Source organism: Sphingomonas sp. UYP23, assembly GCF_054059235.1.
The window spans coordinates 1,386,775-1,399,290 of record NZ_JBSSBX010000001.1 but is presented as its reverse complement, the minus strand read 5'-3'; the positions used below and the strand labels follow the sequence as shown (position 1 = coordinate 1,399,290).

At 67.1% G+C, this 12,516-nt stretch carries 8 protein-coding genes and 1 pseudogene; 3 read left to right on the top strand and 6 right to left on the bottom strand.

The window, feature by feature from the left end:
* Positions 1–54: 54 nt before the first annotated feature.
* From ACVWYO_RS06930 to ACVWYO_RS06920, 3 genes and pseudogenes are all read left to right on the top strand, one after another.
* Entirely contained in the window at positions 55–966 is a 912-nt protein-coding gene (locus tag ACVWYO_RS06930; RefSeq protein ID WP_457349381.1) for an ABC transporter ATP-binding protein, read from the top strand.
* 14 nt (positions 967–980) lie between these two features.
* Positions 981–4,568, top strand: a complete 3,588-nt coding sequence (locus tag ACVWYO_RS06925) for a M1 family aminopeptidase (RefSeq protein WP_457349380.1) — start codon at positions 981–983, stop codon at positions 4,566–4,568.
* A gap of 62 nt (positions 4,569–4,630) precedes the next feature.
* A pseudogene (locus ACVWYO_RS06920) lies at positions 4,631–5,996 on the top strand (cation:proton antiporter).
* Here the strand turns inward: ACVWYO_RS06920 and ACVWYO_RS06915 are convergent.
* From ACVWYO_RS06915 to ACVWYO_RS06890, 6 genes are all read right to left on the bottom strand, one after another.
* A complete protein-coding gene (locus ACVWYO_RS06915; protein WP_457349379.1) occupies positions 5,997–7,283 on the bottom strand; it encodes an arsenic transporter in 1,287 nt (428 codons plus the stop codon).
* Complete coding sequence (arsC, locus tag ACVWYO_RS06910; protein ID WP_457349378.1) at positions 7,283–7,708, bottom strand: arsenate reductase (glutaredoxin); 426 nt, start codon at positions 7,706–7,708, stop codon at positions 7,283–7,285. Before arsC ends, ACVWYO_RS06915 begins: the two co-directional genes overlap by 1 nt.
* 13 nt (positions 7,709–7,721) lie before the next feature.
* Entirely contained in the window at positions 7,722–8,051 is a 330-nt protein-coding gene (locus ACVWYO_RS06905) for an ArsR/SmtB family transcription factor (protein ID WP_457349377.1), read from the bottom strand.
* A 64-nt stretch (positions 8,052–8,115) separates the two neighbouring features.
* A complete protein-coding gene (locus ACVWYO_RS06900; RefSeq protein WP_457349376.1) occupies positions 8,116–9,171 on the bottom strand; it encodes a glycosyltransferase family 2 protein in 1,056 nt (351 codons plus the stop codon).
* Positions 9,168–11,639: a DegT/DnrJ/EryC1/StrS family aminotransferase gene (locus tag ACVWYO_RS06895; protein WP_457349375.1), complete on the bottom strand. Its 2,472-nt coding sequence runs from the start codon at positions 11,637–11,639 to the stop codon at positions 9,168–9,170. The genes ACVWYO_RS06900 and ACVWYO_RS06895 overlap by 4 nt, the downstream gene beginning before the upstream one ends.
* Before the next feature lie 106 nt (positions 11,640–11,745).
* Entirely contained in the window at positions 11,746–12,492 is a 747-nt protein-coding gene (locus tag ACVWYO_RS06890; RefSeq protein ID WP_457349374.1) for an SDR family NAD(P)-dependent oxidoreductase, read from the bottom strand.
* Between the last annotated feature and the right edge of the window lie 24 nt (positions 12,493–12,516).

Genomic DNA, 12,516 nt, shown 5'->3' with positions numbered 1-12,516 from the left:
CGCTTTAGCTTCCTAACACACTGCGCTAGCCTCCCCCCGACATAGGGGGGAATCATGCTCGAACTCGAACACGTTACGCATGTCTATGCCAACGGAACGCGCGCACTCGACGACGTCACGCTGTCGGTGCCCAAGGGCATGTTCGGGTTGCTCGGCCCCAATGGTGCGGGCAAGTCGACGCTGATGCGCACCGTGGCCACGCTGCAGGCACCGACTTCGGGCAGCATCCGCTTCGGCGATATCGACATCCTCGCCACCCCCGACGCCTTGCGCGAGCGGCTTGGCTATCTGCCGCAGGATTTCGGCGTCTATCCGCGGGTTTCTGCCTACGACATGCTCGATCACATGGCGGTGCTCAAAGGCGTCGCCTCGGCGCACGAGCGCAAGCAGACGGTCGAGACGCTGCTCAACCAGACCAATTTGTGGAATGTCCGCAAGAAGGCGATCGCGGGCTTTTCAGGCGGGATGCGGCAGCGCTTCGGGATCGCGCAGGCGCTGATCGGCAATCCCGAACTGATCATCGTCGACGAACCGACCGCGGGCCTCGACCCCGAGGAGCGCAACCGCTTCCTCAACCTGCTCGCCGAGATCGGCGAGAATGTCGTGATCATCCTGTCGACGCACATCGTCGAGGACGTCGCCGATCTGTGCCCGCGCATGGCGGTGCTCGCCGCCGGGCGGATCCAGCTCGAGGGCGCGCCGCAGGATCTGATCCAGGCGTCGCGCGGCACCGTCTGGGCCAAGACGATCGCGCGCGACGACATGGCGCATTATGCGCAGACGCAGAAGGTCATCTCGACCCGGCTGTTCGCGGGCCGGACGATCATTCACGTCCTGTCCGACACCGATCCGGGCGATGGTTTCGCGCCGGTCGTTGGCGGGCTCGAGGACGTCTATTTCTCGACGCTGTCGCGCTCGCGCAGCGGCGATGCGGCCTTGGTCCGTCCCACCGTCGCAGCCGCGTGAAGGGGGCCGGGGGCATGTTCGGCAAGATCGCGCGCTTCGAGCTCGGCTATCAATTCCGCAACCCGGTGTTCTGGGTCGTCTCGGTCCTGTTCTTCCTGCTGCCGTTCGGCGCGATGACGACCGAACAGATCCAGATCGGCGGCGGCGGCAACATCCACAAGAATGCGCCGGTCGCGATCGCGCAGATCTCGCTGATCATGACGCTGTTCTACATGTTCGTGACGACCGCGTTCGTCGCCAACGTGATCGTGCGCGACGATGAAAGCGGCTTCGGGCCGATGGTGCGCTCGACGCGCGTCTCACGCTTCGATTATCTGATGGGGCGCTTCCTCGGCGCGTTCGTCGCCGCGGCGATCACGTTTCTCGTCGTGCCGCTGGCGATCTTTATCGGCTCGCTGATGCCGTGGGTCGACCCCGAGACGATGGGGCCGAACAGGCTGCTCGATTACCTTTCGGTCTATTTTCTGCTCGCGCTGCCGAACCTGCTGCTGACCGCGTCGATCTTCTTCGCGGTCGCGACGATGACGCGATCGATGATGTATTCGTATCTCGGCGTCGTCGTGTTCCTCGTGCTCTACGTCGTGCTCAACACGGTGATCCGCTCCAAGCCCGAATATCGCGAGTTCGGCGCCTATATCGAGTCGTTCGGACTCGGCGCGCTCGCCAAGACGACGCGCTACTTCACCGCGAGCGAGTCGAACGCGCATCTGCCCGCTCTCACCGGCATCCTGCTGTGGAACCGGCTGATCTGGCTGGTCGTGTCGTTCGCCGCGCTGGCGCTCGCTTATGCGCGCTTCACCTTCTCCGAACGCGGCGCGTCGAAGCGGCAGTTGCGGCGACAGCAGCGCAAGGACGCCAAGCTGGCCGCCTCGACGCCCCTACTGGTCGACCACCTTCCGCCCGTCCGCCCCGCCGCGTCGAATGGCGCGCGGCTGTGGTTGCGCTGTCGCTTCGAGATGGGGCTGGTGTTTCGCAGCCCGGCGTTCTTCGTGCTGCTGGTGATCGGCCTGTTCAACGCGCTCGGCGCGCTGATCTTTGCCGGCGAGCTGTACGGAACGCCCGCGCGACCATTGACCTTCGCGGTGATCGGCACGCTGATGGGCGCGTTCGGGATCTTCCCGCTGATCATCGCGATCTATTATGGCGGCGAAGTCGTGTGGCGCGATCGCGAGCGGCGGATGCACGAGATCATCGACGCGACCTCGCTGCCCAACTGGGCGTATATGGTGCCCAAGGCGCTCGCAGTGGCGGGGGTGCTGTTCGCCACGCTGCTGATCTCGGCGGTGGCGGCGATGCTCGTCCAGCTCGCGCGCGGGGTGACCGCGCTCGAGCCGCTGCAATATCTCGACTGGTATTTGCTGCCAATGACGGTCGACATGGTGCTGATCGCGATCCTGTCGGTGTTCGTCCAGGCGCTGAGCCCGAACAAGTTCGTCGGCTGGGGGATCATGGTGATCTACCTCGTCGCCACGCTGACGCTGCAGAATATCGGCTTCGAGCATCCGCTCTACAATTACGGCAGCACCGGCAATCTCGCATTGTCCGACATGAATGGCGATCAGATCGGCGGGCCGCTGAGCTGGTGGCTGCGGCTCTATTGGTCGGGGATCGCGCTCGCGCTGGCAGTGATCGCGCATCTGTTGTGGCGGCGCGGGACCGAGACGCGGTTGGTGCCACGGCTGCGGCAGGTTCCGGCGCGGCTCAAGGGACCGGCGGGCGCGGTGCTCGCGGGCGGCTTGCTTGTCTCGATCGTGACGGGTGTCTGGCTCTACCGGCAGATGGACGTGCGCAACGTCTATCGCACCCGCGACGACCGCGAGGCGCGGCTGGCGACGTACGAGAAGAAATATCTCAAGTACGAGACGGTTCTCCAGCCTTCGACCACCGACATCAAGCTCGATGTCGCGCTCTATCCGGCCGAGCGCCGGATGGAGGCGACGGGCAGCTATCGCTTCGTCAACGATACCGGCGCGCCGGTACGCGACCTGCATGTGCGGCTGGCGAACGAGGATACCAGGATCGTCTCGATCGTGGTTCCAGGTGCGACGCTGGCGATGGACGATGCCGATCTCAAATATCGCATCTATCGCTTCGCCACGCCGCTCGCGCCGGGCGCGGTGGGAACGCTGTCGTTCGTGACGCATCGCCAGACCGTCGCGCTGCGCGCCAATGGCGACGATACGCGGCTGGTCGGCAACGGGACCTTCCTCAGCAATTCGGAGTTCGCCCCGCAGATCGGGATGGACCGCGACGGCCTGCTCGGCGACCGCGCCAAGCGGCGGAAGTACGGGCTGACGCCAGAGTTGCGCAAGGCCAAGCTCGAGGACGTGTCGGCAGAGCGCCGCAACTACATCGGCGATGCCGATTGGGTAAATTCGGACATCACCGTCTCGACCGATGCCGGCCAGACGCCGATCGCCCCGGGTCGCAAACTCTCCGATACCGTCGCGGGCGGCCGGCGCACCGCGCACTTCGTCTCGCCCGCACCGATCCTCGCTTTCTTCTCGGTGCAGTCGGCGGCCTATGCCGAAAAGTCGGAGATGGCGGACGGGGTCAAGCTGTCGGTCTTCTACGACGCGAAGCACGCCTATAATGTCGATCGCATGCTCGCGGCGATGAAGACCTCGCTCGGCTATTATCGCGCCAATTTCGGGCCGTACCAGTTCGACTATGCACGGATCATCGAATTCCCGGGCTATGCCACCTTCGCGCAGGCGTTCGCCGGGACGATCCCGTACTCCGAGCGGATCGGCTTCCTCGCCGACGCCAACGCCCCCGACAAGATCGACTATGTCACCTATGTCACCGCGCACGAGCTGGGCCACCAATATTGGGCGCACCAGATCATCAGCGCCGACATGCAGGGCGGCACGATCCTGGTCGAGACGATGGCGCAATATTCGGCGCTGATGGTGATGAAGCACCTGTATGGCGAGGACAAGATCCGCCGCTTCCTCAAGTACGAGCTCGATCTCTATCTGCGGTCGCGCGGATCTGAGCGGGTCGAGGAGTTGCCGCTCGATCGGGTCGAGGACCAGGGCTACATCCATTATCGCAAGGGCGCAGTGGTGATGTACCTGTTGCAGGATCGGCTCGGCGAGGCCCGTGTCAACGCGATGCTGCGCGGTCTGCTTGCCAAATATCGCTTCAAGAGCCAGCCCTATCCGCGCTCGCTCGATCTGGTGAACGGCTTCCTCGGCCTTGCCCGCACCCCGGCCGAGCGCGAGCTTGTCCGCGACCTGCTCGATCGCATCACGATCTACGATCTGAAGGCGAAAACCGCGAGCGTCCGCAAACTCCCCGACGGTACGTTCGAGACGCTACTCGGCGTCGATGCTGCGAAATTCTACGCGAGCGGCACGGGCAAGGAGACGGCGGCGCCGCTGTCCGACACGATCGCGGTCGGCCTGTTTGACCACAAGCCCGATTACGGCGCCTTTTCGGCCAAGGACGTGGTGTCGATGGAGCGCCTGCCCGTCCGGTCGGGTGTGCAGACGCTCCGCATCATCAGCAAGCGCAAGCCGGCCTTTGCCGGGATTGATCCCTACAACACCTATATCGATCGCAATTCGGACGATAATATCGTGGCAGTGACCGGATGATGCGCTAACGCGGCGCGCAGGGACGCAGTGGGGACAGGCTGCGCAAAGCTTTGGGGCGGAATATGAACGGGTTGCTGAGCGAAGCGTGGCAGGCGTTGAGCGGAGTGCTGGGGGCGCATGGCCCCGCGGTCAACGCGGTGAAGAGCTACACGCCGGGTGATTTCAGCGTTCATTTCTTCCTCCAGCTCGCAGTGATCATCCTCGCGTGCCGGGTTGGTCGGCTGGCTCGGACAGAAATTCCTGCGCCAGCCGCAGGTCGTCGGCGAGATGATCGCCGGGGTCGTGCTCGGCCCGTCGCTGTTCGGCCTGCTGCTGCCCGATCTGCAGCTCGCGATCTTCCCCAAGGACACGCGCAACGTGCTCTATGTCGGCGCGCAATTGGGCGTCGGGCTCTACATGTTAATCGTCGGGCTGACGCTGCAGCTCGATCATTTCAAGTCGAAGGCGCGCAGCGCGGCGATGGTGTCGGCGGCGGGGATCGCCGCGCCGTTCCTGTTCGCGGTGGTGATCACGCCGTTCCTGCTGACGGTGCCCGGCCTGTTCGCGGCCGGCATCGACCGGGCGAGCGCGACGTTGTTCATGGGCGCGTGCATCGCGCTGACGGCCTTCCCGATGCTCGCGCGGATCATCAACGAGCGCGGCCTTGCCAATTCGGCGCTCGGCACGCTGTCGCTCACCGCGGGCGCATTCGACGATGCCGCTTCGTGGTGCGTGCTCGCGATCGTGCTGGCGACCTTCGGGGCGGGGGCGGGCGTTGCGGTGCTCGCGATCGGCGGGGCGCTGATCTACACCGGCTTCATGCTGCTGCTCGGGCGGCGGCTGCTCGCCCCGCTCGGCAGGATTGTCGAGCAGCGTGGCGAGATGACCAGCGGGATGCTCGCGGTCGCGTTGCTGCTGTTCTGCCTGTCGGCGTTCGTGATGGACGCGATCGGCATCCATGCGATCTTCGGCGGCTTCCTGATGGGCGTGTGCATGCCGCGCGGGCTGTTCGTCGCCGAGTTGAAGCGCAAGGTCGAGCCGCTCGCGGTCGTGCTGCTGCTGCCGATGTTCTTCACCTATTCGGGGCTCAACACGCGGATGGACATGGTTGCGTCGGGGTCGCTGCTGCTGATCGCGCTCGGGATCCTGGTCGTGTCGATCCTCGCCAAGTTCGGCGCCTGCTATGCCGCCGCGCGGCTGTCGGGCGAGGACAACAGCACCGCGCTCGGGATCGGCGCGCTGATGAACTCGCGCGGGCTGATGGAGCTGATCATCATCAATATCGGGCTGCAGAAGGGCATTATTGGACCGACCTTGTTCGCGATGCTCGTGCTGATGGCGATCGTCACCACGGTGATGGCGACGCCGTTGTTCGAGGCGGTCTACGGCCGCGCGGCGCGCGCGCGCGGCGATCTGGCGGCGGTCGATGCCGAGCTGGCGTCGGTCTGATCAGCCGAGCGTGAGGCGCAGCGCGAGCGCGGCGAGCGTGACGAGCAGCACGGGTACGGTCAGCGTCACGCCGACCTTAAAATAATAGCCCCAGCCGATCCGCACGTCCTTCTGCGCGAGGACATGGAGCCACAGCAGCGTGGCGAGCGAGCCGATCGGCGTCAGCTTGGGGCCGAGATCGCAGCCGATGACGTTGGCATAGACCATCGCCTCGCGGATCGTGCCGGTCGCGTGGCTCGCGTCGATCGCCAGCGCGCCGATCAGCACGCTCGGCATGTTGTTCATCACCGATGAGAGCAAGGCAGCGATAATCCCGGTGCCGAACGCGGCACCCCATACGCCGCCTGCCGCGGCGCGGTCGAGCAGGACGGCCACCTGGTTGGTCAGGCCGGCGTTGCGCAGGCCGTAGACGACGAGATACATGCCGAGCGAGAAGATCACGACCTGCCACGGCGCGCCGCGCAGCACCTTGCCGGTCTGGATAACGGTGCCGCGCGCCGCCACAGCGAGCAGGATCAGCGCGCCCGCGGCGGCGATCGCGCTGATCGGTACGCCGAGCGGATCGAGCACGAAGAAGCCGAGCAGCAGCGCGGCCAAGACGAACCAGCCGACGGTGAAGGTGGCGCGATCACGGATCGCCTCCGCTGGCTCACGGAGTTGCGTGGCATCATAGGCGGCTGGAATGTCGCGGCGGAAGTAGAGCCGCAGCACCAGCAGCGTCGCGGCGATCGCGGCGAGATCGACGGGGAGCATGACGCTGGCATAAGCGCCGAAGCCGAGCTTGAAGAAATCGGCCGAGACGATGTTGACGAGGTTCGACACGACGAGCGGCAGGCTCGCCGTATCGGCGATGAAGCCTGCCGCCATCACGAAGGCGAGCGTCGCCTTCGCGCCGTATCCGAGCGCGCGCAGCATCGCGAGGACGATCGGGGTGAGGATCAGCGCGGCGCCGTCATTGGCGAACAACGCCGAGACCGCCGCGTCGAGCAGCACGACGAGCGTGAACAGCCGCTTGCCGCGTCCACCGCCCCAGCGCGCGACATGCAGCGCGGACCATTCGAACAGCCCGGCTTCGTCGAGCAACAGGCTGGTGATGATGATCGCAACGAAGGTGGCGGTCGCGTTCCACACGATGTTCCACACCGTCGGCACGTCGCCGAGCGTCACGACGCCGAGCAGCAACGCGACTGCCGCCCCGCCCATCGCGCTCCAGCCGATCCCGAGGCCACGCGGCTGCCAGATGACGAGCGTGATCGTGACGACGAAGATCAGCAGCGCAACCAGCATCAGGCGATCCGCTGGCCGGCGGCGTCGATCACCGCTTCGCCGTCTTCCTTGGCGAAGGCGCCGCGCTGCGGATCGGGCAGGATGTCGAGCACCGCCTCGGACGGGCGGCACAGTTTGACGCCGAGCGGCGAGACGACGAGCGGGCGATTGATCAAGATCGGATGCGCCATCATCGCGTCGATCAGAGCCGCGTCGGATAGCGTCGCATCTTCCAGCCCGAGCTCGGCATAGGGCGTGCCCTTGCTGCGCAGCAGCTCGCGCGGCGTCAGCCCGGCGCGCGCGATCAGCTCGACGAGCAACGCGCGCTCGGGCGGGGTCTTGAGATATTCGATGACGTGCGGCTGGACGCCGCTGTTGCGGATCAGCGCGAGTACGTTGCGCGAGGTCCCGCAGGCGGGGTTATGATAGACGATGATGTCGGTCATGGCGGGCTCCGGGTCAGCAGCAGGCAAGGTCGGCGATCAGCGGCGCGCACAGTTCGGACCGGCCCTCGCAACAGTCCCTGGCGAGGAACAGCATCAGGTCGCTGAGCGTGCCGATCGACGCGCGCTGGATCATCTGCCGACCGCGCTTTTCCGACGTGACGAGGCCGGCTTTCGCCAACACCGCGAGATGCGTCGAGAAGGTGCTCTGCGTCAGGCCGGTCTGCGCGACGAGGTCGCCGGTCGAGAGCCCGTCGGGTTCGTGCCGCACGAGCAAACGAAAGGCCGCGAGGCGCGTCGGATGGGCAAGTGCAGCGAGAATGGTAAGCGCGTCGTCGGTCGGCATGCATCGGAATTATCCGATGGCTCCGCGTTGAGCAAGACCTGTCGGGAAAAACCGATGGAGTAACTCAGCCGGTCTTGCGTCGCTGTGCCGAGCGAATCGTGCCGACCAGTCGCGAGAGGATCAGTTCCTCGATCCCCGCATAGCCCATCCCGAGATGGTCGGGCCGCACGCCGGTCGCGTCGCCGAGCTTGAGCCGCCCGGTGCGCAAGCCGGCGCGCGCGATCCGCGCCCAGCGCCGCGCGGTCTCCCAGCGGATCAGCGCGAGGCTTTCAGCGTCGGGCGTGTGGCGCTGCAGGAAATCGTCCTGCAGCGCGACCAGCGTCTCGCCGACGCGCTCGAAGGTCGCGCGATCGGGGACTGGCTGCTGCGCCATCACGTAGCGGCCGATCAACGTCGCAGCGTCGCCCGCCGCATCGCCGAACAGCGGGGTATAGGCATCGGCCAGGACCTCGCTCGCGCGCTCGCGCATCGCGGTCGCCTGGAGCTGCGACGCGCCGCCGCCATGCCGGCGATAGGTCAGCAACTCGTCGTCGATCCGCGCGATCCCGCCAAACGCCGAGATGCGGTGATAGAGATCGAAATCCTCGGCATAGACGCGCTCGGGCCGTTGGAACGGGTCGAGCTTTCGCGCCGCGTCGGTCCGCATCATCACCGAGGACCACACCAGCGGATTCTCGATCCGCATCAGCCATTCGATCAGCAGCGGGGTCGAGAGCGGTGCGAGCGCTGACGGCAGGATCGTACCCTCGAACAGCACGTTGGCGGCGCTGCCGACCAGCACGATCTCGGGATGCGCATCGAGATAGGCGACCTGCCGCGCGAGCCGCGTCGGATGGCACAGATCGTCATGATCGAGCGCGGCGATATAGCGGCCGCGCGCCTCGGCAAAGGCGGCGTTGCGCGTCAGCACGACGCGACGGTTGGTCGGCGCCTCGATCACGCGGATCCGCGGATCGTCGAAGCTGCGCGCAACGGCGACGGTCGCGTCGGTCGAGCAGTCGTCGACGATGATCAGTTCGAAATCGGGAAACGTCTGCGCCTGGAGCGAGGCGATCGTCTCGCCGATCAGCTCCGCCCCATTATAGGTGGGCATGATGACACTAACGGTGGGGGCAGTCATGCCACCGCTCGTGCGCCATCTCCGAGCACCTGGTCAACGATCATCGCACCGACATCGTTCTGCCATTGCCACAGTCCGTTGGCCTGGCCCGAGAAGCTTGCTTCGCCGCCAAGCCGGCCCCACGGCACGAAGCCCGCCGCCAGCCCGATCCCGAACAGCCCCGGGATCGCCGCGCCGCTCGCATCGAGGATGCGGCAATGCCGATCGACCATCGCGCTGCCCTGGTGCGCCGCAAGCGCGATCGCGCGGCCGTCCTGATCGTGCACCGGCAGCGCGCGCGGGCGATAGCCGAGCGCCGCGATGACGAGATCGGCCTCGGCGAGATGGGCGCGCGCGCCCGCGTCGTCGTCGCCGCGGACCTGATGGACGGTGAGGCGCGGATCGGGCGTCCGCCCGTCGACGCGGAGCTCGCGCAGCACGAGTTCGCGCGCCTCGAGCCGGAAGCCCGCGAGGCGGTAGACGAAGCCGCTCACGGGGCAGATGTCGTCGGGGCCGAAATCGGTGAAGCCCTCGGCCGCAGCGGCGGCGGGGGTGGGGTAGAAGGGGCGCAGCGGACGGCGGTGGAGCAGCGTGATCGCGCCCGCGCCGAGCGGGATGCTCGCCGTCTTGAGCAGCAGGACGATCGTCGCGATCGCGCTGGTCGATCCGCCGATCACGACGATCCTGGGGTTGCGCTTGGTCGACAGCAGATCGACGATCCTCTCGGGGCCGCCGAGCGCGAGCGCTTCGTCTGATTGCATCAGCCGGTCGCCGACCTCGCTGACGAGCGACACCCCGCCGGCGCGCTGCGCGGCGAGCCGGTCGAGCGGCTGGTGCCCGCCGGTCGCGATCGCCACTGCGCTCGAGAGCTGGTCGAACTCGTGCCCGTCGCTGCGGCGGCGCAGGCGGCTCGACCATAGGCCGCCGGCGACGCGCGTCGTGCCGAGCACGTCGTGTCCGGTCAGTACCGTCCCGCCATGCTGCGTGACGAGCGCGTGGAGGTGTTGCCCGGCCGCCTGGACGAACGCCCCCGCCTCGACCAGCGGCACACCGAGCGCGCCGATATAGTGGCCGACCGCCTGTCCGGTCGGATGATCGACCAGAGCGGCGAGTTCGGGATGCGGATTGTCGCGCACCGCGCTGAGGAAAGTTTCGGCAGTGCTGTCCGACGTGATCGCATAGCGGCCGATCCGCCCCTCGCCGAGCGTCGCCTCGCGCTCGGCGACGACCAGCCCCGATCCGGCGAGCTCGGGCAAGCGGCCGCGCTTGCTCGCGGCGGTGAGCAATGCGGTGCCGGCGGGGCCGCCGCCGACGACGAGCAGCGAGGCGATCGTTTGTTGCCGGGGCTGCGCCGGCGTGCGGAGTTCGCGCGACAGGATGCGATTGAACGCCTCGGCGATCACCGCGACATCGGCGACGCGCATCGCATCGGTGACGGGGAGCGAGAGCGAGCGCGCCCCTATCGAATCGGCGACCGGGGTCGGCAGGATCGTCGCGGTGCGCTGGAACAGCGGCTGTTCGCCGAGGTGCGGGCTGAAATATTGGCCTGACCCGATCCCGACCGCTGCGAGCGCGGCGGCGATTTCCGCACGGCGGTGGACGACCGATTCGGGGAGCAACACCGGCATGAACTGGCTCGCGCGTCGCTGGCCCTCCGCCTGCTGGAACGCGACGCCCTTCAGGTCGGTCCGATAGGCCGCTTCGAGCGCGGCGCGGTGGTCGCACACCGTGTCGATTTCGGCGAGCTTGGCGCGCGCCATCACCGCGAGCACTTCGGGGAGCTTGGCGTTGAGGCCGAACAGCGTCGCGTTGCGATTGGCCTCGAAGCCGAAATTGGCCATCGCGCGCAGCCGCGCGATCAGATCGGTATCGCCCGAGTGGATCAGCCCGCCCTCGGCGACCGCAAAGGTCTTGGTCGCGTGCATCGAATGGACCACCGCGAAGGGTGCCCCCGCGCCGAACCCGCCCCCGCCCGCGTCGCGGGTGCCGAGCGAGGCGGCGGCATCGATCACCACGCCGACGCCGTGTTCGCGCTGCAGCCAGGCATAGCGGTCGAGGTCGATCGCGGTGCCGAATGTCGCATAGGGCAGCAGCACCGCGATTCGGTCGCCATGCTCGCGCAGCAGGCGCTCCTCGGCCTCGGCGCTCGCGGTCCAGTCGGCGGGGTCGATGTCGCAGATCAAAGGGGTCAGCCCGGCCCACAATGCCGCCTGCGCGGTCGCGGCGAAGGTCAGCGCGGGCATCAGCGCATAGCGCCCGGCGGAGCGCTCGCCTGCGGCTTCGCGGATCGCGATCATCAGCCCGAGCGTCGCATTGCTGACCGCAAGGCTTGCGCCGTGTCCGCCGAACAGCTGCGCCGTCGCCTCGGCCTCGAACGCGCGGACCTCGGGACCGTTATTGCTGAAATGACCCGACGCCTCGACACGGTGCAGCGCCGCGACGTGATCGCTCAGCCGCGGCGGGTTGGGGGCGATCAAGGGGTAGCGCATAGCGGTCGGGCCTCTCTGGACTACGGACCCGCGCCTTGTGGCGTGAAGCCTCCTAAAATCTCGTTACGAGGCTGATATGTATCGGCATCCGCCGTCTTGGGAAACGTCAGCCCTCCCGCGCGACGGCGAAGCCCGCGAACGACTGGTTGACCGGCATCAGTTCGAGCGTGTTGATGTTGAGATGGGCCGGCAATTCGGCGACCCACAGCAAAGTCGCGGCGATGTCGTCGCCGGTCATCGGGTTGGCACCGGCATAGAGCGTGTCGGACGCCGCCTGATTGCCGCCGGTGCGCACCACGGTGAATTCGGTCTCGACCATGCCCGGCTCGATCGAGGTGACGCGCACCCCGGTGCCGTGCAGATCGGCGCGCAGCCCGAGGCTGAACTGATGGACGAACGCCTTGGTCCCGCCATAGACGTTGCCGCCCCCATAGGGATAGGTCGCCGCGACCGAGGACAGGTTGATGATCGCGCCCTTGCGCGCGACGAGACCGGGCAGCAGCGTCCGCGTCACCGCGACCAGCGCCGAGACGTTGGTGTCGATCATCGTCTGCCAATCGTCGAGCTTGGCGTCCTGTGCCGGCGCGGTGCCGAGCGCGAGCCCGGCATTGTTGATGAGCAGGTCGATCTGCGCGAAGTCGCCGGGCAAGCCAGCGATCGCGGCTTGCATCGCCGCGCGGTCGCGAACGTCAAAAGCGAGCGTGTGGAGGTTTTCGCCAAGCGAATCGGCGAGCGCCTTCAGCCGATCGGCACGGCGCCCGGTGGTGACGACGCGCCAGCCCGAAGCCGCGAACGCGCGGACGGCGGCCTCGCCGATCCCGGACGTGCCACCCGTGATGAAGACCGTACGCATCACCACTTCTCCAGAGCTGTTCAG

Coding starts and splice junctions, on each gene's coding strand:
- ACVWYO_RS06930 (WP_457349381.1), top strand. CDS start 55: ATGCTCGAACTCGAACACGTTACGCATGTCTATGCCAACGGAACGCGC.
- ACVWYO_RS06925 (WP_457349380.1), top strand. CDS start 981: ATGTTCGGCAAGATCGCGCGCTTCGAGCTCGGCTATCAATTCCGCAAC.
- ACVWYO_RS06890 (WP_457349374.1), bottom strand. CDS start 12,492: ATGCGTACGGTCTTCATCACGGGTGGCACGTCCGGGATCGGCGAGGCC.
- ACVWYO_RS06900 (WP_457349376.1), bottom strand. CDS start 9,171: ATGACTGCCCCCACCGTTAGTGTCATCATGCCCACCTATAATGGGGCG.
- ACVWYO_RS06895 (WP_457349375.1), bottom strand. CDS start 11,639: ATGCGCTACCCCTTGATCGCCCCCAACCCGCCGCGGCTGAGCGATCAC.
- ACVWYO_RS06915 (WP_457349379.1), bottom strand. CDS start 7,283: ATGCTGGTTGCGCTGCTGATCTTCGTCGTCACGATCACGCTCGTCATC.
- ACVWYO_RS06905 (WP_457349377.1), bottom strand. CDS start 8,051: ATGCCGACCGACGACGCGCTTACCATTCTCGCTGCACTTGCCCATCCG.
- arsC (WP_457349378.1), bottom strand. CDS start 7,708: ATGACCGACATCATCGTCTATCATAACCCCGCCTGCGGGACCTCGCGC.